Origin of the sequence: Shewanella sp. GXUN23E (assembly GCF_050865035.1) — a bacterium.
Classification (GTDB): domain Bacteria; phylum Pseudomonadota; class Gammaproteobacteria; order Enterobacterales; family Shewanellaceae; genus Shewanella.
Genome location: NZ_JBOZWP010000007.1, coordinates 71,458 through 96,209 on the forward strand (window position 1 = coordinate 71,458; position 24,752 = coordinate 96,209).

22 protein-coding genes are annotated in these 24,752 nt (G+C 55.2%); 15 read left to right on the forward strand and 7 right to left on the reverse strand.

Annotation, left to right across the window (positions count from 1 at the left end; translation table 11 throughout):
• Positions 1-2: 2 nt before the first annotated feature.
• From ACRRUX_RS08595 to gabT, 9 genes are all read left to right on the forward strand, one after another.
• Positions 3-764 carry a gamma-glutamyl-gamma-aminobutyrate hydrolase family protein gene (locus ACRRUX_RS08595; RefSeq protein ID WP_432529208.1) on the forward strand — a complete coding sequence of 254 codons (762 nt, stop codon included), beginning with the start codon at positions 3-5 and terminating at the stop codon, positions 762-764.
• A 2-nt stretch (positions 765-766) separates the two neighbouring features.
• Complete coding sequence (locus tag ACRRUX_RS08600) at positions 767-2,116, forward strand: glutamine synthetase family protein (protein WP_432529210.1); 1,350 nt, start codon at positions 767-769, stop codon at positions 2,114-2,116.
• Positions 2,117-2,407: 291 nt separating this feature from the next.
• Positions 2,408-3,508: a polyamine ABC transporter substrate-binding protein gene (locus ACRRUX_RS08605; RefSeq protein ID WP_432529212.1), complete on the forward strand. Its 1,101-nt coding sequence runs from the start codon at positions 2,408-2,410 to the stop codon at positions 3,506-3,508.
• Between the two features lie 104 nt (positions 3,509-3,612).
• Positions 3,613-4,749, forward strand: a complete 1,137-nt coding sequence (gene potA / locus ACRRUX_RS08610; RefSeq protein ID WP_432529214.1) for a polyamine ABC transporter ATP-binding protein — start codon at positions 3,613-3,615, stop codon at positions 4,747-4,749.
• Positions 4,749-5,660 carry an ABC transporter permease subunit gene (locus ACRRUX_RS08615; protein WP_432529398.1) on the forward strand — a complete coding sequence of 304 codons (912 nt, stop codon included), beginning with the start codon at positions 4,749-4,751 and terminating at the stop codon, positions 5,658-5,660. Before potA ends, ACRRUX_RS08615 begins: the two co-directional genes overlap by 1 nt.
• Positions 5,657-6,472, forward strand: coding sequence for an ABC transporter permease subunit (locus ACRRUX_RS08620; RefSeq protein ID WP_432529216.1), 816 nt, complete (start codon positions 5,657-5,659; stop codon positions 6,470-6,472). The genes ACRRUX_RS08615 and ACRRUX_RS08620 overlap by 4 nt, the downstream gene beginning before the upstream one ends.
• Before the next feature lie 160 nt (positions 6,473-6,632).
• Positions 6,633-7,919: an NAD(P)/FAD-dependent oxidoreductase gene (locus tag ACRRUX_RS08625; RefSeq protein ID WP_432529218.1), complete on the forward strand. Its 1,287-nt coding sequence runs from the start codon at positions 6,633-6,635 to the stop codon at positions 7,917-7,919.
• A 50-nt stretch (positions 7,920-7,969) separates the two neighbouring features.
• Positions 7,970-9,412: an NADP-dependent succinate-semialdehyde dehydrogenase gene (gene gabD, locus ACRRUX_RS08630; RefSeq protein ID WP_432529220.1), complete on the forward strand. Its 1,443-nt coding sequence runs from the start codon at positions 7,970-7,972 to the stop codon at positions 9,410-9,412.
• A 20-nt stretch (positions 9,413-9,432) separates the two neighbouring features.
• Positions 9,433-10,713 carry a 4-aminobutyrate--2-oxoglutarate transaminase gene (gabT, locus tag ACRRUX_RS08635; protein WP_432529222.1) on the forward strand — a complete coding sequence of 427 codons (1,281 nt, stop codon included), beginning with the start codon at positions 9,433-9,435 and terminating at the stop codon, positions 10,711-10,713.
• A gap of 185 nt (positions 10,714-10,898) precedes the next feature.
• On the opposite strand, the gene trpA is transcribed toward gabT, so the two are convergent.
• From trpA to ACRRUX_RS08665, 6 genes are read right to left on the reverse strand one after another with little or no spacing between them, the layout of a single operon-like run.
• Complete coding sequence (gene trpA / locus ACRRUX_RS08640) at positions 10,899-11,699, reverse strand: tryptophan synthase subunit alpha (protein ID WP_432529225.1); 801 nt, start codon at positions 11,697-11,699, stop codon at positions 10,899-10,901.
• 18 nt (positions 11,700-11,717) lie between these two features.
• A complete protein-coding gene (gene trpB / locus ACRRUX_RS08645) occupies positions 11,718-12,926 on the reverse strand; it encodes a tryptophan synthase subunit beta (protein ID WP_432529227.1) in 1,209 nt (402 codons plus the stop codon).
• A gap of 15 nt (positions 12,927-12,941) precedes the next feature.
• Positions 12,942-14,333, reverse strand: a complete 1,392-nt coding sequence (gene trpCF / locus ACRRUX_RS08650) for a bifunctional indole-3-glycerol-phosphate synthase TrpC/phosphoribosylanthranilate isomerase TrpF (protein ID WP_432529229.1) — start codon at positions 14,331-14,333, stop codon at positions 12,942-12,944.
• Complete coding sequence (trpD, locus tag ACRRUX_RS08655) at positions 14,330-15,406, reverse strand: anthranilate phosphoribosyltransferase (RefSeq protein WP_432529231.1); 1,077 nt, start codon at positions 15,404-15,406, stop codon at positions 14,330-14,332. The genes trpCF and trpD overlap by 4 nt, the downstream gene beginning before the upstream one ends.
• Positions 15,406-16,077 carry an aminodeoxychorismate/anthranilate synthase component II gene (locus ACRRUX_RS08660; RefSeq protein ID WP_432529233.1) on the reverse strand — a complete coding sequence of 224 codons (672 nt, stop codon included), beginning with the start codon at positions 16,075-16,077 and terminating at the stop codon, positions 15,406-15,408. Before ACRRUX_RS08660 ends, trpD begins: the two co-directional genes overlap by 1 nt.
• Positions 16,074-17,654 (reverse strand): anthranilate synthase component 1, encoded by a 1,581-nt coding sequence (locus ACRRUX_RS08665; protein WP_432529235.1) that lies wholly within the window; start codon positions 17,652-17,654, stop codon positions 16,074-16,076. The genes ACRRUX_RS08660 and ACRRUX_RS08665 overlap by 4 nt, the downstream gene beginning before the upstream one ends.
• A gap of 574 nt (positions 17,655-18,228) precedes the next feature.
• Here ACRRUX_RS08665 and rnm point away from each other — a divergent pair.
• From rnm to ACRRUX_RS08695, 6 genes are all read left to right on the forward strand, one after another.
• Positions 18,229-19,089 carry an RNase RNM gene (gene rnm / locus ACRRUX_RS08670; protein ID WP_432529237.1) on the forward strand — a complete coding sequence of 287 codons (861 nt, stop codon included), beginning with the start codon at positions 18,229-18,231 and terminating at the stop codon, positions 19,087-19,089.
• A complete protein-coding gene (locus ACRRUX_RS08675) occupies positions 19,086-19,706 on the forward strand; it encodes an L-threonylcarbamoyladenylate synthase (RefSeq protein ID WP_432529239.1) in 621 nt (206 codons plus the stop codon). Before rnm ends, ACRRUX_RS08675 begins: the two co-directional genes overlap by 4 nt.
• A gap of 96 nt (positions 19,707-19,802) precedes the next feature.
• On the forward strand, positions 19,803-20,591 hold the full coding sequence (locus tag ACRRUX_RS08680) for a segregation and condensation protein A (RefSeq protein WP_432529241.1): 789 nt from the start codon (positions 19,803-19,805) through the stop codon (positions 20,589-20,591).
• Complete coding sequence (gene scpB / locus ACRRUX_RS08685) at positions 20,591-21,184, forward strand: SMC-Scp complex subunit ScpB (RefSeq protein ID WP_432529243.1); 594 nt, start codon at positions 20,591-20,593, stop codon at positions 21,182-21,184. The genes ACRRUX_RS08680 and scpB overlap by 1 nt, the downstream gene beginning before the upstream one ends.
• On the forward strand, positions 21,177-22,055 hold the full coding sequence (gene rluB, locus ACRRUX_RS08690; protein ID WP_432529245.1) for a 23S rRNA pseudouridine(2605) synthase RluB: 879 nt from the start codon (positions 21,177-21,179) through the stop codon (positions 22,053-22,055). Before scpB ends, rluB begins: the two co-directional genes overlap by 8 nt.
• Before the next feature lie 127 nt (positions 22,056-22,182).
• Entirely contained in the window at positions 22,183-23,223 is a 1,041-nt protein-coding gene (locus ACRRUX_RS08695; protein WP_432529247.1) for an exo-alpha-sialidase, read from the forward strand.
• Positions 23,224-23,283: 60 nt separating this feature from the next.
• On the opposite strand, the gene ACRRUX_RS08700 is transcribed toward ACRRUX_RS08695, so the two are convergent.
• Positions 23,284-24,633 carry a DEAD/DEAH box helicase gene (locus ACRRUX_RS08700; RefSeq protein ID WP_432529249.1) on the reverse strand — a complete coding sequence of 450 codons (1,350 nt, stop codon included), beginning with the start codon at positions 24,631-24,633 and terminating at the stop codon, positions 23,284-23,286.
• Positions 24,634-24,752 lie beyond the last annotated feature (119 nt).

Sequence of the window (24,752 nt, forward strand, 5' to 3'; positions counted from 1 at the left end):
CTATGGCGACAAGCCAGACTTTGATAGGCGTAACCGCATGCAATGAGCAGTTGGGCCTGCATCCATTCAATATTGTTGGTGTGAAGTATTTACTGGGGATTACCGACGGGGCGGGCGGTTGGCCATTGATCATCCCGTCGCTCGGTGCTGAAACACCTGTGGCGGCCATTCTTGAGCGTATTGACGGACTGATGGTGACCGGCTCGCCATCCAATGTCGAGCCTCATCACTATCTGGGGCCAGCCAGTGATCCCGGTACCAAGCATGATGCGCTGCGGGACGCCACGACGCTGCCCCTTATCCGTGCAGCTGTTGATGCCGGAGTACCTTTATTGTGTATCTGCCGTGGCTTTCAGGAAATGAATGTGGCGTTTGGTGGTAGCCTGCATCAAAAACTCCATGAGACCGGCCGGTTTATGGAACACAGGGAAGACAAGAGTCAATCACTGGCGGTGCAGTATGGGCTGGCCCACACTGTGACGCTGGAACCCGGGGGATTACTTTTCGACGTATGGGGCCGCAGCTCGGCGGAAGTCAATTCCGTCCATACTCAGGGCATAGATCGCCTTGCCAGTGGGTTGCGGCCGGAAGCCTGCACACCGGACGGGCTAATCGAAGCCGTATCGGTGAAAAATGCCAGTAATTTTGCCCTGGGTGTGCAATTTCACCCCGAATGGGAAGTCACCAAAAATGCCTTTTATCTGTCGATCTTCAAGGCATTTGGTGAAGCATGTCAGCACAGGGCACAAACCCGAGTGAGATAAAAATGGAAAAGTTAATCGCGTTTTTGAAAGAGAAGAAAATCACCGAAGTTGAATGTGTTATCAGTGATATGACGGGCATAGCCCGCGGCAAAATTGCGCCGGTGGATAAGTTTATCAACGAAGAGGGCATGCGCCTGCCTGAAAGCGTGCTGCTGCAGACAGTGACCGGCGATTTTGTGGATGACGATATTTATTATCAGCTGCTCAATGAAGCGGATGTCGATTTCCTCTGTGTGCCCGACGAAAACGCCGTATACGAGTTGCCCTGGACTCTGGAAGCCACTGCGCAGGTGATCCACGACCTGTACGACCGTATGGGTAATCCCATCGAGCTGTCTCCCCGCAATGTGCTCAAGAAGGTGCTCAGGCTTTATGAAGATAAGGGCTGGGAGCCGGTGATCGCGCCTGAGATGGAGTTCTATCTGGTGGCCCGTAACGGCGACCCGGATCTGCCGCTCAATCCACCGCTGGGGCGCTCCGGCCGTCCGGAGGCCGGTCGTCAGTCATTTTCCATCGATGCTGCCAACGAATATGACCCGCTGTTTGAGGATATGTACGAATGGTGTGAGGCTCAGGGCTTGTTTATCGATACCCTGATCCACGAGGACGGGCCGGCGCAGATGGAGATTAACTTCAGTCATGGCAATCCATTGCAACTGGCAGATCAGGTATTTGTATTTAAACGGACGCTCAGGGAAGCGGCTCTCAAACATGATGTCTGCGTGACCTTTATGGCCAAGCCGGTAACCAACGAGCCCGGCAGCGCCATGCATATTCACCAGAGCGTACTGGACACAGAAACCGGCAAGAATCTGTTTACCAAAGATGATGGCACCATGAGCCAGCACTTCCTCAGCTATATCGGCGGCTTGCAGCGCTATATGCCTGAGCTGATGCCGCTGATGGCACCCAATGTCAATTCGTTCAGACGTTTCCTGCCCGACACTTCGGCGCCGGTCAATCTGGAATGGGGCGAGGAAAATCGCACCTGTGGTCTGCGGGTGCCTGTGTCCTCACCGCAAAACCGCCGAATTGAAAACCGTATTCCCGGTGCTGATGCCAACGCTTACCTGGCGTTTGCCGCCAGTCTGCTGTGTGGCTATATCGGCATGGTTGAAGGACTCAAACCCTCTCAGCCGGTGATGGGCCGTGCCAACGAAAACCGCTCGGGAGTGACCTTGCCGCTGACGCTGGAAGAAGCGCTGGCCATGATGGAAGAGAGCAGCTGCTGTCGTCGTTACCTGGGGGATGACTTCACCACTGGCTTTGTCGCGGTCAAGCGGGCAGAGCTGGAAAACTTCCGGCGGGTGGTCAGCTCCTGGGAGCGGGAGTTCCTGCTGCTGACTGTGTGATCCCCTGTGGTGACCGGCGTTGGTGATGCGGCTTTGCCAACGCTGTGACCCGGGCCTTAAGCCAACCTCGAGTCGGGGTAAAAATGTTATATAAATCAGGATGGAAAATTAATAAATTGGAAATTGCCCGTTGCGATATTTGAGGGCATGATTGGGATGCTGTTGTCTGCTGCCGATGCAGTTGTACTGGTTGTAGCATTGGTCTTAACAATAACACTAATAGCCGGCAGAACCGGTGACACAATCAAAGTGACTGCGCTGACGTCACGACTACCTGCAAAAGGAGATAGCATGAAGTTACTACAAAAAATGACCACTCTGGCATTGGTCACTGCCGGCATCATCGGCAGCACTGCTGTTGCCGCTGAAGAAGTGGTACGTGTGTACAACTGGTCTGATTATATTGCCGAAGACACACTCGACAACTTCCAGAAGGAAACCGGTATTCGTGTGGTATATGACGTATTTGATACCAATGAGGTACTGGAGGCCAAGTTGCTTTCAGGGCGCAGTGGTTACGATTTGGTCGTGCCTTCAGCGCACTTCCTGGGCAAGCAGATTAAAGCCGGGGCTTTCCAGAAGCTGGATCAGTCCAAACTGCCCAACGCCAAATACCTGAACAAGGATTTGATGACGCAGCTGCAAAAGAACGATCCGGGTAACGAGCACGCAGTGCCTTATCTGTGGGGCACCACAGGTATTGGCTACAATGTCGATAAAGTGAAGGAAGTGCTGGGTGAAGATGCACCGGTTGATTCCTGGGATCTGGTATTTAATCCTGCCAATGCCGAAAAGTTGGCCAAGTGTGGCATCGCCATGCTGGACTCGCCCGATGAAATTCTGCCGCCGGTACTCAACTATCTGGGGATGAATCCTGACAGCGTCGATCCTGCCGACTATGAAAAGGCCGGTGAAGTACTGCTGAAAGTCCGTCCTTATATCAAGTATTTCCACTCATCACGTTACATCTCTGATCTGGCCAATGGCGAAATCTGTGTCGCTGTAGGTTGGTCCGGTGACGTGTTGCAGGCTCAGGCCCGCGCCGAAGAAGCCGGGAATGGTCAGAAAGTCGATTACCGCATTCCCAAAGAAGGTGCGCCTTTGTGGTTTGACATGATGGCCATCCCCAGCGATGCCGCCAACGCCAATAACGCTCATGTCTTTATCAACTACCTGATGCGTCCGGATGTGATCGCTTCCATCAGTAATTATGTGGCTTATGCCAATGCCAACGACGGTGCCTATGAGCTGCTGGATGAAACCGTCGCCAAGAATCCGGCCGTGTACCCCTCTGAAGAAACTCTCGCCAAGCTGTATCTGGGTCAGGCACGCCCAATGAAAACCCAGCGTGCCATGACGCGTATCTGGACCAAAGTGAAATCTGGTCAGTAACCGGCAAACGGGGCGGCATTCGCCGCCCCGTTTGACATTTATTGCAAAGCCAAACGCTGTTCCGGATGTGTTGTTCAGTGAGCAGATTGGCGTGGAGAAGTATTATGCCTATGACCTCTGGCGTCACCAATAAACCAACGACAAAGACGCAGGAAGAAGTGTTGCTCAGGATTGAGCGTGTAAGTAAGTTGTTTGATGATGTGCGTGCAGTTGACGATGTGTCACTGACCATCAATAAAGGGGAGATATTTGCACTGCTGGGCGGCTCAGGCTCAGGCAAGTCTACCCTGTTGCGCATGCTGGCCGGCTTTGAGCGGCCTTCAAATGGACGTATTTTCCTTGATGGTCAGGATATTACCGACCTTCCGCCTTATGAACGTCCAATCAATATGATGTTTCAGTCCTATGCCCTGTTTCCTCACATGACAGTGGCGCAGAATATTGCCTTTGGCCTGAAGCAGGACAAGCTGCCTAAGGCCGAGATTACCCAGCGGGTGCAGGACATGCTCAAGCTGGTGCATATGGAACAATACGCCAACCGCAAACCGCATCAGTTATCCGGTGGTCAACGTCAGCGTGTGGCACTGGCCCGCTCCCTGGCCAAGCGACCGAAATTGCTGCTGCTGGATGAGCCCATGGGCGCATTGGATAAAAAGTTGCGCACCCAGATGCAGCTGGAAGTGGTGGAGATCCTGGAAAGAGTCGGGGTGACCTGTGTGATGGTGACCCACGATCAGGAAGAAGCCATGACCATGGCCGGGCGTATCGCTATCATGAGTGATGGCTGGATTGCCCAGACCGGCTCCCCCATGGACATCTATGAAAGCCCCAACAGCCGCATGATTGCTGAATTTATTGGCAGTGTAAATCTGTTTGAAGGCGAGATCACCGACGATGAAGTGGATCACGTCATCATCAGGGCACCGGGGCTGAGCCAACCTTTCTACGTTGGTCACGGCGTATCCACCAGTGTTGATGATATGCGGGTATGGCTGGCGGTACGCCCGGAAAAGACCCTGATCAGCCGTGAACAGCCTGAAGGTCAGTACAACTGGGCCAAGGGCATAGTCCATGACATCGCCTATCTGGGCGGTATCTCTGTGTATTACATCCGTCTGGAAAACGGCCAGCTGGTGCAGTGCAGTATGACCAACCGCGAGCGTCGTGCCGACCATGCAACCTGGGATGATGAAGTGTTTATCAGTTGGGAGGACACCAGTGGCGTGGTGTTAAGAACATGATGAGCAAACCAAAAAAGGGTTTTCGTCTGGCCATTAAAGGCCGGCACTTCACGCTGGGTTTTCCGTTTCTGTGGCTAACCCTGTTCTTCATGCTGCCGTTTGCCATTGTACTGAAAATCAGCTTCTCGACGGCCGCCATTGCGATTCCGCCCTACGAACCGACGTTCACTTATGCGGATGAAATCCTCAATGTGGCATTGAATCTGGGCAACTACTTGTTGCTGCTGGATGATGCCCTGTATTACACCGCCTATCTGGGCTCGCTGAAAATCGCCTTCTTCTCGACCCTGGGCTGTTTGCTTTTGGGTTATCCCATGGCCTACGCCATCGCCCGGGCACCGGCCAAGATGCAGACAGTGCTGCTGCTGTTGGTGATGCTGCCTTCCTGGACCTCATTCCTTATCCGGGTGTACGCCTGGATGGGGTTGCTGGCAGATACCGGTCTTATCAACAATGTGCTGTTGTGGCTGGGGGTGATCAGCGAACCGCTGAAAATCATGAACACCAACATAGCCGTGTATATCGGCATTGTGTACGCCTATCTGCCATTTATGGTGCTGCCGCTGTACGCCAATCTGGTGAAAATGGACATGAGTCTGCTGGAGGCCGCCGCAGATCTGGGTTCCCGCAGCCTCAACACCTTCTGGAAGATTACTTTGCCGCTGTCCAAGGGCGGGGTGATAGCAGGTTCCATGCTGGTGTTCATTCCGGCTGTAGGTGAATTTGTGATCCCCGAACTGCTCGGTGGGCCTGATTCACTCATGATAGGTAAAGTGCTGTGGCAGGAATTCTTCAACAACCGTGACTGGCCGGTGGCCTCAGCGCTGGCGATTGTGATGCTGGCATTGCTGATTATCCCCATCACCCTGTTCCATCGTTATCAGGCCAAAGATTTGGAGAAAGAAGCATGAAAAAGCTGAGTTTTTCTACCGTGATGCTGTGGGTGGGGCTCATCTTTTTATATGCCCCGATGTTCATCCTGATCTTTTACTCTTTCAACGCCTCCAAGCTGGTGACCGTGTGGGGGGGCTTTTCCACCAAATGGTATGGCGAGCTGATGCAGGATCAGCAAATTCTTGATGCCGTCTGGACCAGTCTGGAGATTGCGTTTCTGTCCGCCTCCATGGCGGTGGTGCTGGGCACCATGGCAGCATTTGTGATGACCCGTTTTCGTCGCAGCTGGGCCAAGTTGTCACTGTCCAATATGATCACCGCGCCGCTGGTCATGCCTGAGGTCATCACAGGTCTGTCGTTGTTGTTGCTGTTTGTGCATATGGCTGATTTGATTGGTTGGCCGACCGAGCGCGGGCGCCTGACCATCTGGCTGGCTCACTCAACCTTCTGTGCCGCCTACGTGGCTGTGGTGGTCTCATCCCGCCTGCGGGAACTGGACATGTCGATTGAAGAAGCGGCCATGGATTTGGGCGCAACGCCACTCAAGACCTTCTTCACCATCACAGTGCCAATGATCACGCCGGCATTGACGGCGGGTTGGCTATTGTCCTTCAGTCTATCGCTGGATGATCTGGTGATCGCCAGCTTTGCCTCTGGCCCGGGCGCCACTACTTTGCCTATGGTGGTGTTTTCCTCGGTGCGTCTGGGGGTGTCACCGAAAATCAACGCGCTGGCGACCCTGATTATTCTGGCTGTGTCCTTGCTGGCCTTTCTGTCCTGGTACTTTGCAAGGCGTTCGGAGAAAAAGGCTAAAGCCGCCATGGAATAAGCAAAGCACACTTAACACAACGGTCGCTGCGGCGACCGTTGTTGTTTTATAAATTTAACAAATGTATTAGATTTTGACGGCTTTACGCTGGAGTTTCCCTATTTGAACGTGTAGCATGAATCCGTTGTTTAAAATAATGAACACAAGGGAAGGGTGACAGATGGTTGCAATGACACATGCCGAATCCTATTACGCCGCCTCCGCCAATGACAAAGTTCAGCGTCCCCGACTTGAAGAACAACTCGAGGCGGATGTCTGTGTGATTGGCGCGGGCTACACCGGATTATCTTCGGCACTGCATTTGCTGGAAAGTGGATTTTCAGTGGTGGTATTGGAAGCCGCCCGCATTGGCTGGGGCGCTTCGGGTCGCAATGGTGGACAGATAGTCAACAGTTACAGCCGTGATATCGATGTCATCGAGAAAACCGTGGGCAAGGACACCGCCAGGCTGTTCGGTGAAATGGCCTTTGAAGGCGGGCGCATTATCCGCGAGCGGATTGAGAAATATCATATCGACTGTGATTTGAAAAACGGTGGCGTGTTTGCTGCCCTCAATCAAAAACAGATGGGTCATCTGCGTGCTCAAAAGGCATTATGGGAAGCCCACGGTCATATCAATCAACTGGAGATGTTGGATGAAACCGGTATTCGCGCTGTAGTGAATACTGAACGTTATGTCGGTGGCATGCTGGATAGAAGCGGCGGCCACATTCATCCCCTGAATCTGGCGTTGGGCGAAGCCCGGGCGGTGGAGAGTCTGGGGGGCAAAATCTTCGAAGATTCCGCCGTGCTGGATGTTATCGAAGGTGAGCCTGCCGTTGTCAAAACCGCCCATGGTGAAGTGAAAGCGCGTTTTGTGGTGGTAGCGGGCAATGCCTATCTGGGCAGGTTGATGCCGCAACTGATGGCCAAGTCCATGCCCTGCGGTACTCAGGTGATCACCACCGAGCCTTTGGATGCCGAGCTGGCCCACAGCCTGCTGCCACAGGATTACTGTGTTGAGGATTGTAACTATCTGCTGGATTATTTCCGCCTGTCCGGTGACAAGCGGCTGATCTATGGCGGTGGCGTGGTGTACGGCGCGCGCGATCCCGATGACATAAAGTCCATCATCCTGCCCAAGATGCTGAAAACCTTCCCTCAGCTTAAAGACATCAGAATCGATTACACCTGGACCGGCAATTTCCTGCTGACCCTGTCGCGTCTGCCTCAGGTTGGGCGGATAGGTAAAAATATCTATTATTCCCAGGGATGCAGTGGACATGGGGTGACCTACACCCATTTGGCAGGTAAATTGATTGCAGAAGTCCTGTCAGGTCAGGCGAAACGCTTCGATGCATTTGCCTCGTTGCCCCATTATCCCTTCCCCGGCGGCCATGCCCTGAGAGTGCCTTTCAGTGCGCTGGGCGCCTGGTATTACACAGTGCGGGATAAATTGGGGATCTAATGAATCAGCGGCGGAGATTGCGGTTTCCGCCCGGAAAAAAGGAGTCAGTTGTGCAGCTAAAATGTCCATCTCTGTTGAAAACTCAGTGCTTTATCGACGGTCAGTGGTGTGATGCCATCAGCGGTGAGCGGGAGGTGATAGTCAACCCTGCGACCGGTCAGGCGATTGCCGGTGTGCCGGTTATGGGACGTGAAGAGACCCGTGAGGCGATTGAAGCGGCGCAGGCGGCATTGCCCGGATGGCGGGCGCTGACGGCCAAAGAGCGCGGCGCGAAATTGCGCCGCTGGTTTGAGTTGATAATGGAAAACGTCGATGATCTCGCGCTGCTGATGACCACAGAGCAGGGCAAGCCGCTGGCGGAAGCCAAAGGTGAGGTGGCATACGCCGCTTCCTTTATCGAATGGTTTGCCGAAGAGGCCAAACGTATCTACGGCGATACCATTCCCGGTCATCAGGCTGACAAACGCATCATGGTGATTAAACAGCCGGTTGGTGTGACGGCTGCCATTACGCCCTGGAACTTCCCGGCGGCCATGATCACCCGCAAAGCCGGGCCTGCACTGGCTGCGGGTTGCACCATGATAGTCAAGCCCGCGCCGCAGACGCCGTTTACGGCATTGGCGCTGGCGGAGCTGGCCCAGCAGGCGGGAATTCCAGCAGGCGTATTCAGTGTGATCACCGGCGATGCCATCGCCATCGGTAACGAGCTGTGCGACAACCCTGTGGTGCGCAAACTGTCTTTCACCGGCTCTACCGGTGTGGGAATTAAGCTGATGCAGCAGTGTGCGCCGACATTGAAGAAGTTGTCGCTGGAGCTGGGCGGTAACGCACCTTTTATTGTGTTTAACGATGCCGATCTGGACGCTGCGGTCGAAGGCGCCATGATCTCCAAGTTCCGTAATGCCGGACAAACCTGCGTGTGTGCCAATCGTATCTATGTGCAGGATGAGGTATATGACGCCTTTGCGGCCAGGCTGGCCACGGCCATGAGCAAACTGACCGTGGGTAACGGGACTGAACCGGGGGTTACCACCGGGCCGCTTATTAATCAGGCGGCACTGGAAAAGGTGCAGAGCCATCTGCAGGATGCGCTGGATAAAGGCGCGACGCTGGTGGCCGGTGGTACCCATCTGGGCGGTAATTTTATCGAACCAGCCATTCTCACCAATGTCACCGCCAGTATGAAAGTCGCCAGAGAGGAAACCTTTGGCCCGCTGGCGCCGCTGTTCCGCTTTACCGATGTGGATGATGTCATCCGTCAGGCCAATGATACTGAGTTTGGTCTTGCCGCCTATTTCTATGGCCGCGATATTTCGCTGGTTTGGAAAGTGGCCGAAGCACTGGAATATGGCATGGTCGGGGTAAACACCGGGCTTATCTCTACTGAAGTGGCGCCTTTTGGTGGCATGAAGTCATCTGGTCTGGGCCGCGAAGGTTCCAAATACGGCATGGATGAATATGTGGAAATCAAATATATCTGTTTGTCGGTGTAACCGGCCTGAAGGGAGTCAGTATGAGCAAGACCAATGAAGCTATGATGGCCCGTCGGGCGGCGGCGGTGGCTAATGGTGTTGGCCAGATCCACCCGGTGTTTACTGAGCGCGCCGACAACGCCAGCGTATGGGATGTGGAAGGCCGCGAGTATATCGACTTTGCCGGCGGCATTGCGGTGCTCAATACCGGGCACCTGCACCCCAAAGTCAAACAGGCGGTCACTGAGCAGCTGGACAAATTTTCCCACACCTGTTTTATGGTGCTGGGTTATGAAAGCTATGTAGAAGTGTGTGAAAAGGTCAATGCACTGGTGCCCGGTGACTTTGCCAAAAAATCAGCGCTGTTTACCAGTGGCTCTGAGGCGGTGGAAAACGCCATCAAAGTCGCCCGCGCCTACACCAAACGCGCCGGGGTGATTGCATTTACCTCCGGCTATCATGGGCGCACCATGGCGGCACTGGCGCTGACCGGTAAAGTCGCGCCCTACAGCAAAGGCATGGGACTGATGCAGGCCAATGTGTTTCGCGCCGAGTATCCCTGCGCGCTGCACGGGGTGAGCGATGATGATGCCATGGCATCGATTGAGCGCATCTTTAAAAATGATGCCGAGCCTGCTGATATCGCCGCCATCATCCTTGAGCCGGTGCAGGGCGAGGGCGGATTTTATGCCGCATCGCCGGCCTTTATGAAACGCCTGCGCGAGCTGTGCGATCGCGAAGGCATCATGCTGATCGCCGATGAAGTGCAAACCGGCGCTGGTCGTACCGGTACTTTCTTCGCTATGGAGCAGATGGGGGTGGCTGCCGATATCACCACCTTTGCCAAATCCATTGCCGGTGGGTTCCCGCTGTCGGGCATTACCGGCCGAGCTGAGGTGATGGACGCCATTGGACCGGGTGGTCTGGGCGGGACTTATGGCGGCAATCCACTGGCCTGTGCGGCGGCGCTGGCGGTGATGGAAGTCTTTGAGCAGGAAAACCTGCTCGCCAAAGCCAATGCCATTGGTGACACCCTGAAATCAGCCTTTAATGCGATGGCGCAGCAGCACAGCTTTATCGCTGATGTGCGGGGATTGGGGGCGATGATCGCCATCGAGTTGATTGAAGATGGTGTGGCCAAACCCGAGTATTGCGCCGCCATGCTGAGGTTGGCCCGTGAGCGCGGACTTATCCTGCTGTCCTGCGGCACCTACGGCAACGTGCTGCGGGTACTGGTGCCTTTGACTGTATCCGATGCGCAGCTCAAACAGGGCATAGAGATTATGGCTGAGTGTTTCGGCCTGCTTCGGGATGCGGTATAGACAGGATAAGCCAAGTTGCCGATATAAACAGATCGCGCCGATATCAAGCTGATAGCTGATATTGGAAAGGGAAAGGAAAAAGCAAAAAGGAAGGTCAGTGACCTTCCTTTTGTTTTTAATACTGCTGTAACACTGTCAGCTTCTCACGAACCGGCTGACATTTGTCACCTGCGGGCAGTTCAGCGTTAGCTGGCGGCTTTCATCGCTGCGGTAAAGTCTGCCAGTTTGGCCAACATCACCTCGGGTTCATGCAGGTGTTGCTCAATGATTTTTACCACAGCTGAGCCTGAGATGGCGCCGGCCGCGCCTGCGTCAATAGCGGCCCGTACCTGCTCTGGAGCGCTGATCCCAAAGCCCAGCAGGGGTGGCGGGGCGTTGAACGCTTTCAGCGCGCTGAGCACCTGCTCCACCGGCATACCGGCTTTGGCGTCAGTGCCGGTCACACCGGCGCGGGACAGCAGATAGGTATAGCCGCTGCCAGCCTCACTGACCCGCTTGAGGGTGTCGCTGTTTGCGTTAGGCGGTGCAATAAAAATAGGTGCTATACCATGGGCTTTGGCGGAGGCGATAAAAGGCGCGGCTTCTTCCACCGGTACATCGGCAATCAATACTGAATCCACTCCGGCATCCCGGGCTTTGGCATAGAAGGTATCCACGCCATTGGCATACACCAGATTGGCGTAAACCAGCAGGCCGATGGGCAACTGCGGGTGCTTGGCGCGCACTTTGGCGATCATGTTAAAGCAGGTCGCCGGCGTGGTTTTGGCGGCCAGCGCACGCAGATTGGCGCCCTGAATGACCGGGCCGTCGGCCAGTGGGTCGGAGAAGGGGAAGCCCAGCTCCAGTGCATCGGCGCCATGCTCAACCAAAGTATCGATAATCGCCAGTGACAGCTCAGGGCCGGGATCGCCCAGGGTCACAAAAGGCACAAAGGCGCCGCGCTTATCAGCGCTCAGGCGGTCAAAAGTCGTTTGATAACGTGTCATATGCTGCTCCTGTCCGGCTTATTGCGCGTCTTGGTTTGACTTGGCCTGCTCGGCCAGAATGTCGGACACAGTGAAGATGTCTTTATCTCCCCGGCCGGACAGGTTGACGACCAGCAAGGTTTCTTTGGTTGCCTGCTTGGCAAGCTCAATGGCATAGGCCAACGCGTGGGCCGATTCCAATGCCGGGATAATTCCTTCGCTGCGGGCCAGCAGCTGGAAGGCTGCCAGGGCTTCATCGTCAGTGGCTGAGCCATATTGAGCACGGCCAGTAGCGTGCAGATACGCGTGCTGCGGGCCAACGGAGGGGAAATCCAGACCGGCAGAGATGGAGTAAGACTCCTCAATCTGACCATCTTCATCCTGCATCAGCGGTGCTTTCATGCCGAAGAATATGCCGGTCTTGCCATGGTGCAGCGGCGCGCCGTGCATATCGGTATCTATGCCTTTACCCGCAGGCTCAACACCAATCAGCTGAACAGATGCCTCATCGATAAAGTCAGCAAACATGCCAATGGCGTTGGAGCCGCCGCCAACGCAGGCGATCACCGCATCGGGCAGGCGACCTTCTTTTTCCAGGATCTGCTTTTTGGTTTCTTCGCCGATCACTTTCTGAAATTCGCGCACTATCGTCGGGAAAGGATGAGGACCTGCAGCCGTACCCAGCAGGTAATGGGCGCTGTCGTAGCTTCCTGACCAGTCTCGCAGCGCTTCGTTACAGGCATCTTTCAGCGTCGCCGAGCCTGAGTGCACCGGGATCACCTCGGCGCCCATCAGCTTCATACGAAACACATTGGGAGACTGACGTTCCACATCCTTGGCACCCATATAGACGCGGCACTTGAGGCCCAGCAGAGCGCAGGCCAATGCGGTGGCCACACCATGCTGACCGGCACCGGTTTCTGCGATGATCTCTTTTTTGCCCATGCGCTTGGCCAGCAGTGCCTGACCCAGTACCTGATTGGTCTTGTGGGCGCCGCCGTGCAGTAAATCTTCGCGCTTGAGGTAAATCTTCGCCAGCGGATTGGGGCTCAGATTGCGGGTCAGAGTGAGGGCGGTGGGGCGACCGGCATAGTTTTTCAGCAAATCGACAAATTCGGCCTTGAAGCTGTCATCCGCCATGGCATCGATAAAGGCCTGCTCCAGCTGCACCAGCGCCGGCATCAGGATTTGCGGTACAAAGGCGCCGCCGTAGTCGCCAAAATAGGCATCCAGTTTGAAATGGCTCATGTTACTTCCTTCTGTTTAATATTGTCTGAGGCGGCTGAATGCCAGCTCGATTAATTCGGTTTGTTTGATACCCGGGCTCAGTTCCAGCCCTGAGTTAAAGTCCAGGGCCAGAAAGCCGGCCTTGTCGGCGGCCTGGGCGTTGTTTGGATTCAGCCCTCCGGCCAGCATGGCCGATGACTTGCGCGGCAGTGGCTGCTGCCAGTTAAAGGCTTCCCCACTGCCGCCAAAACCCAGCTCGCCTTTGCTGTCATACAGCAGCCGGTCAACGGCGGCGATCAGTTCATCATTGATGTCGGCGTTGATACCCGCCCTTACATCCACGGCGATGGCTTTCCAGATGGCGGTGTCTGCTGGCAGCAACGGGCGAAGCCGGCGAATGTCATCAGCGGTTTCCTGACCATGCAGCTGCACAGCGCTAAGGCCAAGCGCCTTGGCATACTGGGCAATCAGCTCAGGCGCTTGGTTGACGAACACCCCCACAAGCTGCAGCTTTTGCTGCGCACTGCGGTTGGCATCGGCCAGCGCATTGGCTTCATCAAGTGTCAGTTTGCGTTTGGAGTGCTCGGCGAAAATCATGCCGCCGTACACGGCGCCTGCCTGAGCGGCGGCCTGCATATCTTGAGCCCGGGTAAGGCCACAGACTTTGTGTTTTCCACGGATAAGCTGGCGACAGGCGAGATCCAGATCATCCTGTGCCATCAGTGAACTGCCCACCAAAAAGCCGGCAACCAGTGGACTTAAGCGGCGCACATCCTGGTGGGTGTAAATGCCGGATTCGCTGATCACCAGAGTGCCGGCGGGAATAAGCGGTGCCAGCTGCTCTGTCATCGCCAGATTTGTACTCAAATCCCGCAGGTTACGGTTGTTGATGCCGATGATGCGTGCCTCAAGGGCGATGGCTCGCATCAGCTCTTCTTCATTGCTGACTTCGGTGAGGATATCCAGTTGGTATCTGGCTGCCTCTTTGGCCAGCAGCCGGTACTGGCAATCGTCCAGCACTGACAGCATCAGTAAAATGGCATCGGCGCCCTGATGCGCCGCCAGCTGCACCTGATAGGGGCTGACGAAGAAGTCCTTGCACAGTATGGGCTGGTGTACCAGCGCCTTCACTTTGGGGATATAGGCCATATCGCCCTGAAAGAAGGCTTCATCGGTCAGCACTGAAATGGCGCTGGCATGACGGCGATAGACTGCGGCTATCTGCTCAATATCAAAATCGGCACGGATAAGCCCTTTGGAGGGGCTGGCCTTTTTGCATTCCAGAATAAAACCGGCTTCCGGTGTGGCCAGCGCGTCATACAGGCTGCGCTGTGACACCTGGGGCGTCAGTTGCTCACCAAAGCGCTGTTTGAGCGAGTCGATGTGCGCCGCTTTGGTGTCCACAATTTTGGTTAACACATTGCTCATGCTTGCTTCTCCTGAGCCGTTGTTGGGTTTGCCGGTACTTTTTTATCCAGAGCGTTGCCGGCGTTGGCCAGTTGCTGCAGCAAGGTCCAGCCTTTGCCGCTTTGCAGTACCGCCAGTGCCTGCTCGGTGCCGGTTTTCAGGCAAGGTGCCAGGCCGCTTAAATACAGGGCGGCACCGGCGTTGATGGCCACGGCATCTCTGTGTGCCGTCTGCCCCCGGCCCTGCAAAATCGCGCGGGTGATCTCTGCATTCCGCTCAGGCTCACCGCCTTCCAGCTGGGCGATGGTGGCACCTTGCACGCCGAAATCCGCTGGGCTCAGGGTGTATGCTGTCAGTTTTCCATCGTTTAGCTCGACTACACTGGTGTCGCCGTGCAGGGCGATTTCATCCAGACCGCTGCCATGCACCACCATGGCGCGTTTGACCCCTAAAGCGCTCAGGGTTTCGGCGATCGGCATCAGCAGTGACTGGCTGTAAACCCCAAGCAGCATAAAATCCGGGCTGGCGGGGTTGATAAGCGGTCCAAGGATATTGAACAGGGTGCGGGTTTTCAGTTCCTGACGCACAGGTACAGCATGTTTAACCCCCGCGTGGTAGTGGGGCGCAAACAGAAAGCACAGCCCAAGCTGCTCAAGGCAACCGGCAGCGGCCTCGGGTGACATGGTCAAATCGATACCGAATCTGGCCAGCAGATCTGAGGAGCCGGACTTGCTGGAGACGCTGCGATTACCGTGTTTGGCTACTTTGGCACCCGCTGCCGCGGCGACAAAAGATGCCGTGGTGGAGATATTGATGGTGTTGAATCCATCGCCGCCTGTGCCCACGATATCAATCACGCCACCTATCCCGGCTGGTTTGGGAAAAGGTTTGGCAGCATGGCGCAGGGCGCTGGCGGCGCCGGTGATCTCATCGATGGTTTCACCGCGCACTTTGAGGGCAATCAGCATGGCGGCCATATTGGCCTGGGTCATCTCACCCTGCACCAGCGAGGTGAACAGCGCCTGACTGTCGCCCCGGGACAGGCTTTGTCCCTGAAACAGTTGCTCTAAAAGACGTTGCTGGGATTGAGCCATTACAGACCTCCTGTCGATGTTTGGCGATTGGCCTGTGGCTGGATTTGGACCTGTGCCTGGCTTTGGGCTTGCGTCTGGCTGCGGCTTTTCAGATACGCCAGCGTCTGTACCAACAAACGACTGCCGGCTGTGGTCAGGATGGATTCCGGATGAAACTGAAAGCCCACTGAAGGATGTTGTTTGTGGCAAATGGCCATGGTCAATGCATCGTTGGCGGCGTCAGTGGCGGCAATCACTTCCAGACACTCAGGCACGCTGGTTGCCACCAGTGAGTGATAACGGGCGACAGGCAAAGGCGAGGGCAGGTTATCGAACAGAGGATTGCCGTTGTGAAACACATTGCTGGCCTTGCCGTGCACCACGGTCGGGGCGCGACCCACTTTGCCGCCATAGTGCTCGATCATGGCCTGATGCCCCAGGCATATGCCGAGGATCGGCAGTTGTCCGGCGACCTTGGCCAGCAGCGCCATCATGCAGCCGGCATCATGGGGGGCTCCCGGTCCGGGAGACAGAACCAATGCGGTCGGCTCAGTTTCTGACAGCAGTTTGTCCGCCAGAAACTGCACATCGATATCGTTGCGATAAATCACCACTTCACAGCCCAGGCTTCTGAATTGATCAACCAGGTTGTAGGTAAAAGAGTCGAAGTTATCCAGCAGATACAGTTTCATGCGCCACCTCCCTGCAAAATGGCATTGATCACGGCCTGGGCCTTTTGGCGGGTTTCATCGGCTTCCAGTTGTGGCACTGAATCAAACACCACACCTGCTCCGGCCTGAATGTGGGCCACACCATCGGCCACAAAGGCGCTGCGGATGACGATGCAGGTATCCATATCACCCAGACCGTTGAGATAACCCACTGCGCCGCCATAACTGCCGCGGCGCTCACCTTCACATTGGCGCACCAACTGGGAGGCGCGCACTTTTGGGGCGCCAACCAGGGTGCCCATGTTCATACAGGCCTGGTAGGCGTGCAGGGCATCGAGGTCGTCGCGCAGCTGGCCGGTCACCCGGCTGACCAGATGCATCACATGGGAGTAACGATCGACCTTAAGCAGCTCAGCCACTTTGCGGGAGCCGGCACTGGCGATGCGGGCGATGTCATTCCGGGCCAGATCAACCAGCATCAGATGTTCAGACAGCTCTTTCTTGTCCAGACGCAGTTCCAGTTCGATACGTGAGTCAAGATCGGCATCTATGCTGCCATCAGCCGCTTTGCCACGGGGACGGGTGCCGGCAATGGGGTAGACCTCCACCTGATTGCTGCCAGCATCATATTTAAGGGCACTTTCCGGTGACGCGCCAAACAAAGTGAAGTCCGGGCCGCGAAAATAGAACATATAGGGGCTGGGATTGCTGGCGCGCAGCGCCCGGTATGCGCCCATCGGACTTGGGCAGGGCAAACTGAAACGGCGGGATGGCACCACCTGAAAAATATCGCCGGCCACAATGTGCTCTTTTAACTCATTCACCCGGAGGCAGAAATCTTCATCGCTGACATTGACTGTCATCTGCGCATCCACTGGTGTCAGCGCCTGCGCCGGACAATGGGCTTTGGCGAGGCTGATGAGGTTGGCGGTGCGGTTCGCCAGTTTGCCCAGCACCAGATCATCACGGGTAAAGGCATGGGTAATGAGTTGGGCACTGGCTTGCTGGTGATCGATCAGCAGCAGGGTTTCAGCCAGATAAAACAGATAGTCAGGGCAGTGATTGGCGCCATCCGCGGTAGCGGGCAGCGGCTCGACCGTATCGATCAGGTCATAGGCCAGTACGCCACCCAGGAACAGATCTTCAAATGCTGCGATGCCGCCTATTTCGTTGACCAGCATGCGCAGACCATCCAGTGGCGAGCATGCCTTGAGGCGGGAATCTTCATCCATTACGCCTGAGGGACGCACCAGAGTGACCGTCAGCGTATCACCGGTGCGGCCATGGGCTGCGCCGGGAAAGTCCTTACTGTTGAAATAATTGGCAATAGGCTCAAGCAGGGCTGCGCCATTGCCGGTCAGGGCGGTGAAGGTCAGTTGATAACCATCGGCGCGGATCATCAAGGCTGCATCTGTCATCACCAGACTTTTTAAATGGTCCTTGGTGGCAATTTCAGCCGACTCCAGCAGCAGGGTATTGGCCGAGTCATGACACAAATGCTGGTAGAGGCTGAGGGGATCGCTGTGATAGCTGATCGCCTGCTTTTGGGTAAAAACATCGGGAAACTTGGTGTATCCCTGATTTTCAGTGGTTTTCATCCGTCTTTCCTGTTGTTGTCAGCATGGCTGAGCGTCTTATTCCTGCTACCTTGCGGGACTTTTTTACAGATTTAACCAGGTATAAAAAAGGCCCGCTTTGAGCGGGCCTTTGTCGAATTCTGTCTCAGTAAAATGAGTGCAGCACAACACACTACCCGCAAGTTGGATAGTGCCACCACCAGTTGTTAATGATGAATGCGTGCTTGTTCATTTTAGGTGTTACCTCTGTTGTCTATGCCTTATAGAAAACCCAATCCGGCAATGTTTGTCAATTGAATAATGTTCATTTTTAACGATAACGGTGATTGTTGAGGGCTAACTGGGTTTTTCACAAAAAATGCCGGTCAAAATTATTGATGTGCTTCCAGCGTCCGGATTTTTTCATTTGTGCTGATAAATCCGGGGCTTCACTGTTCCGGCAACCGGGGCAAGCTGCCGCACACAGCCTGAACTGCAGTTCATGAATTGGTGTTTGTGGGGGGATGGCATGGGAAATCCTCCATAGGTCAACGAGCTTGCTTTGCTTTACGCTAAGTTCGCGCTTTTCCTTGAAGAAAAGAGTACAATTCGATTTATGACAACTGATACCTTACTGGCTGATTTGCACAGCCACACGACTGCATCTGATGGCAGACTGACGCCCGCCGAATTGGTGGCAAGAGCCCTGGAACAAGGGGTACAGATGCTGGCGATTACCGACCACGATACTGTCGATGGTTTGCAATCCGCCCATGAATTTAATCTGGCTCAATCCGAGCCCCTGCGACTGGTTAACGGTGTCGAGATTTCCACCCGCTGGAATCATTTCGATATCCATGTCGTGGGACTGAATATCGACATTCATCACCAGGGGCTGCTGGATTTTCTGGAAAATCAGCGCCGGTTGCGGGAGGAGCGTGCCCGGGAGATAGGCGTGCGTCTGGCCAAGGCCGGTATTGAAGGCGCCTATGAAGCCGCTCGGGAACTGGCCGGTGAGGCCGCTATCAGTCGCGGCCATTTCGCCCGTTTTCTGGTGGATGCCGGGCATGCGCCGGATGCCATGGCGGTGTTCAAGCGTTTTCTGGCACGCGGCAAAACCGGCTATGTACCCAATAACTGGGCCGATATTCCAACGGCCATTAACATCATCCATGATGCCGGCGGGGTGGCGGTAATGGCACACCCGAGCGCTTACAAGCTGTCGGCCAAGTGGCTGAAGCGCCTGCTGCGCGAGTTTAAAGAAGCTGGCGGCGATGCCATGGAAGTGGTCATGGGGCAACAAACGCCCGATGACAGAGTGCAGATGGCGGCCCTGAGTGTTCAAAAAGGCTTGCTGGCATCCGTTGGCAGTGACTTTCATTTTCCTGGCCGCTGGATCGAGCTGGGCAAGAATTTATACCGGCCCCAGGGATTGTCCTGGGTCTGGGAATCAGACAAGTGGGAAACCCGATCATGAGTCAGTTTTTCTATGTACATGAGGTTAATCCTCAGGCCCGTTTGATCAGTCAAACGGTCAATATTCTTAAAAATGGCGGGGTGATTGTGTACCCCACGGATTCAGGCTACGCGCTGGGTTGTATGATTGGCGATAAAGGTGCGATGGAGCGTATTGCCCGTATCCGTAACATTCAGCATGACCACAACTTCACGCTGATGTGTCTGGATCTGTCTGAGCTGTCCAATTACGCCAGAGTGGATAATCAGGCGTTTCGCCTGCTCAAGCACTGCACGCCCGGGCCTTATACCTTTATTTTCAAAGGCACCAAGGAAGTGCCCAAGCGTCTGCTCAATGACAAACGCAAGACTATTGGGATTCGGGTGCCCGACAATGTTATCGCCCGTGAATTGCTGCAGGCGCTGGGAGAACCCATGCTGTCGACCAGTTTGATTATGCCCGGCGAGGAATTTACCGAGTCTGATCCGGAAGCGATCCGTGATCGGCTGGAGCATCAGGTTGACGCCATTTTGCATGGTGGGTATCTGGGGGAGAATCCGACTACAGTGGTGGATCTGTCCGAGGGCGAAGTGGAAATCGTGCGTCAGGGCGCCGGTGACCTCGCGCCGTTTCTGTAAACGGGGCGTAGCATTTCTTTTATCGCGGTGGAATTGCAGGTATAATCGCGCGTTTGGCGGGTTTCCGCCGGATGTTGGGGCAAACGTGGGGAGCTCATGCAGGGCGCACAACAAGTCTTACCTTTAGCTGTTGTACGCGGCGAGCCGATTTCCGAGCTCCCGGCTGATCTGTTCATTCCGCCTGAGGCGCTGGAAGTTTTTCTGGAAGCCTTTGAAGGTCCATTGGACTTACTCCTGTACCTGATCCGCAAGCAAAAGCTGGATGTGGTGGATTTACCGCTGCAGCAGATCGCGGCTCAGTACCTGGAATACATCACTTTGCTGACCGATGCCCGGGTAGAGCTGGCGGCTGATTATCTGGTGATGGCAGCCACGCTGGCGGAAATCAAATCCCGTCTGCTGCTGCCCAAGATGGTCACTGAAGATGAGGAAGAGCTCGATCCCAGAGCTCAGCTTATCAAGCAACTGAAAGCCTATGAGGTAATTAAGTATGCGGCAGAGGCCATGGACGAGCTGCCTCGGTTGGAGCGGGATCTGTTTCAGGCCAGTGCTCAGGTGGCACCCGGCGTCAAGCCACAGTTGCTGCCGCCGGATGTGTCGCTGGGCGAATTGGCCCGTGCCTTCGCCGGGGTATTGAAACGGGCTGAAGCATACGCGCACCACGAAGTGAAGCGAGAGACGCTGTCAACCCGTGAGCGCATGAGTCAGATCCTGGCGATGCTGGAAGGCGAAGCGTTCACGCCATTCACTAAATTGTTTACTGTGTCAGAAGGCCGCGCCGGTGTGGTGGTGACCTTTCTGGCGCTGATGGAGCTGGTGAAAGAACTGCTGGTGGAGCTTTACCAGCGTGAGCCCCTGGCAATGATTTACGTTAAGGCCCGCTGATGCAGATCAATCCTGAGCAACTCAAGCAACTGATTGAAGCCTGTTTGTTTGTGCAGGCCAAACCCATCACCCTCAAGGAGATGAGGGAAACTGTGCTGGCACCTTTCAGCGTGTCCAGAGAGCGGATCCGCACGGCAGTGGAAGAGCTGCAGCGCGACTACCTTCCCCGGGGCGTACAACTGGTGAAAGTGGCCGGTGGCTATCGTTTCCAGAGCCGGGAAGAACTCAGCCCTTACCTGCAGGTGTTGTGGCAGGAAAAGGCGCCCAAATATTCCCGGGCGACACTGGAGACGCTGGCGGTGATCGCCTATAAGCAGCCGGTGACCCGCGGGGACGTAGAACAGGTTCGCGGTGTGGCTGTGGGCAGCCATACCATTAAAGTGTTAATTGAACGGAATTGGATCCGTGTAGTGGGTCATAAAGAGGTGGCGGGCAGACCGGCACTGTATGCCACCACCACGGAGTTTTTATCATATTTTGGCCTGGATACCCTGGCGGACTTGCCTCCGCTGACCGATCCTGAGTCATTGGCCGCCTTGTTCTCCAACCGGGAGCAGGCGACAGAGCAGTTAGAAGAGTCGACTAATGAGTGAAAAATTGCAGAAAGTCTTGGCCCGCGCAGGCCATGGCTCCCGTCGTGAGATGGAGGCATGGATTGCTGCAGGACGAGTTAGTGTAGACGGACAAATCGCCAATCTGGGCGACCGGGTCGAGGCCGACGCCAAAGTGCGTATCGATGGCCGCGCCGTGTCGTTGAAATCGGCCGATGACCTGGTGTGCCGGGTACTGGCCTATCACAAACCTGAAGGGGAAATCTGCTCCCGGAAAGATCCTGAAGGCCGTCCAACCGTGTTTGACCGCTTGCCCAAGGTGCGTGATGCACGCTGGGTTGCGGTAGGTCGTCTGGACATCAACACCTCAGGTTTGTTGCTGTTCACCTCAGACGGTGAACTGGCCAACCGCCTGATGCACCCTTCCAACGAAGTGGAGCGTGAATACGCAGTACGTACCTTCGGTGAAGTGACCGAAGCTGCCGTGCAGCGTCTGCGCAGCGGCGTGATGCTGGAAGATGGCCCGGCCCAGTTTGACTACATCAAGTCAGCTGGTGGTGAGGGTATCAACCAGTGGTGGCATGTCGGCTTGCGTGAAGGTCGTAACCGTGAAGTACGCCGTCTGTGGGAATCCCAGGAAATCCAGGTCAGCCGCCTGATCCGGGTTCGCTACGGCATGATTGAACTGCCGACCACACTGCCTCGCGGTGGTTGGATGGAACTGTCTCTGGAGCAGGTGAACTATCTGCGTCAGCTGGCGGGTATGGATCCTGAAACCCGCAGCCTGTTGGGTGCTGATAAACACAGTGTGGCCCGTGCCAAAGTGCGCAGTGCTAAAATCAAGCGTGCAGTACGCAAGCATAAAACGACGACAGGCAAGCCTCGTCAGAAGCCCAGCCGTCAGCGCAGTTAATCTCTGCCGACGATAGGCTTAAGGCTTTATCCTGTTGATTAAAAAGGTCGCATTTGCGGCCTTTTTGTTTTTAGGTCAGACTGATAGCCATTCTTTTCTACGTATTTACCCCAGCAAGGAAAGCACTATGCAACTTAAATCAGTCGCTTGCATCTGGGATAAGGGCGAACACAACGCCTTTACTGATCTGTGCCATTTTCAGGGGCGTTTTTACTGCATCTTTCGTGAGGCCAGTGCCCATGTGAGTGATGAAGCGGACCTGCGGATCTTAAGCTCGGCAGATGGCAACGACTGGCATCCGCTAGCATTGCTCTCTATGCCGGGCAAAGATCTGCGTGACGGCAAGTTGCTGGCACATGATGACAAACTCTTGGTGTATGGCGCGGCGGTAGACCGCTGTGAGGGCATAGATCCTCACAACTGCCTTGAGTCCTGGGTGTGGCAAAGCAGAGATTCAGCCAGGGGCATAGCGTTTGGTGAGCCCAGCGTCACAGTCTCCGAGCGTAACTACTGGCTGTGGCGGGTGCGGCAGGATGGTCAATCCGCTTCAAATTCAGCTTCCACTCTACATCAAAATCCAGCTTTACAGTCAATCTCAAATCCAGGCCTAAAGAAACACAGTGCAGATAGTGCTGCCCATGGTCAACAAGCCTGTTATGGCGTGGCCTACAGGGCAGGCCCCGAGGGCGATGTGCGTCTGTATCACAGTGACAATGGTATTGATTTTGAGTGCCTGCTTGCGCCGCTGAACGCATCCGGCTATGTCAATGAAGCCGATTTGCTGTTTGAAGACGGCAGAGCCGAGATACTGCTGCGCCGTGACCCGGTATGGGGGCCGGAATTTACAGGCCTTCTGGGCTCATCTTGTTATCCTTATACCGATTGGCAATGGCGGGAGCTAAGTTGCCGCATTGGCGGCCCGGTGATGTTTTCATGGCAATCCCGACTCCTTGCCGTGGTGCGCCTATATGACAACGCTATTCGTACCTCGCTGGTGGAAATTAACAGACAAAGCGGCGAAGTGACTGAACATCTGACGCTGCCTTCAGGCGGCGATACCAGCTACGCCGGTGTGGTGCTCGAAGGTAATACCCTTTACATCAGTTACTACTCATCCCATGAGGGCAAGAGCAATATTTATTTTGCCAATGTAAATATGGATGCATAGCTTTTGGCTAATGCTGACAAAAAATCCCCGCAATTGCGGGGATTTTCAGTTTAAGGACGATTACTCATCATCATCCATAAAGTCGAGGTTCGGCTTGGGCTTTTTGCGCATTGGCGCGTCACCCACATCCACACCTGTAATAAAGCGTTTATCACGCTTGGGGGCTGGCTTGTCGGCGGCCTTCTTGGCCGGACGCTTGTTTGCTGGCTTGGCGGATGCCTTATTGCCTGCGGCGGCTTTCTTCTTCGGCGCCTCTTTCAGGCCGCTGAATCTGGGCTCAAGGCCGGGCAGGGTGCTGAAGTCAAAGGTCTTGCGCAGGAACACCTGCACCTTTTTAAAGTTCAGCCAGTCTTTCGGGCCGACCAGCGAAACTGCATCACCCTTGGCGCCGGCGCGGCCGGTACGACCGATGCGGTGCACATACTCTTCGGCAAACTTGGGCATATCAAAGTTAACCACCAAAGACACATTGACCAGATCCAGGCCGCGACTGGCCACATCTGTGGTCACCAGAATTTGCTGTTGACCGCGGCTGAAGCTGTCCATGATCTGATTACGGGCGCTTTGCTTGAGATCGCCACTTAAGGCCGCGGTAGAGAAGCCCTGCTCAGACAGCAAAGTAGCCAGTCGGTCGGTGTCGCCACGGGTGGCGGTAAACAGAATGACCTGCTTGTGCTCTTCCTGCTTCAGCAGTGCCAGCAGCACGGCTTCTTTGTGGGTGAGGTTGTCACACAGGAATATACGCTGGGTGATGTCGCTGTGCTCTGTGTGGCTGGCGCCAATGGCAACGTGTTCAGGCTGCTTCAAAAGCTCTGCCGCGATGTCGTTAACTTCGTTGTGATCCAAGGTGGCCGAGAACATCAGGGTCTGGCGGCGTCGATGATCCGCCGCTTCATGGATAGCCTTGAGCTGTGGCGCAAAGCCCAAATCCAGCATACGGTCGGCCTCATCCAGAACGAGCAGCTCCAGACCGTTGAGATACAGCTGCTTCTGGAACAGGTGGTCCGTTACCCGGCCCGGGGTGCCCACAATAAAGTGTGGGTCTTTGGCCAGAGCCTTGGCCTGATCGTTGAAATTTTCCCCGCCAAGAATGGCGACTGCTTTGTACTGGGTATTGGCAATCAGCAATCGCAGCTGACTGTATACCTGATGGGCCAGCTCGCGGGTGGGCAGCAGGATAAGTACGCGCGGATCTTTCTTTGACAGCGCCTTGGTGGAGATGACTCTCTGCATAGCCGGCAGCAGGAAGGCCAGGGTCTTGCCTGAACCTGTTTTGGACGATGCCATCAAGTCACGGCCGGACAGGGCGACCGGAATAGCCTGCTCCTGAATGGGGGTTGGGGTAGTGAGTCCCATGTGATTGAGGCTGGCCAATAAACGCTTGTCCAGAGAGAAATCGGAAAATTGCAAAGGTGTACTCCTAATGGAAGGATTGAACTGCCGTTATTGCCGGCATCATGGTGCCAAGCCGGGTCCGCCGGGATGATGCCCGCCTTCACTGTAAAAAATGACGCGCTATTGTATACCCA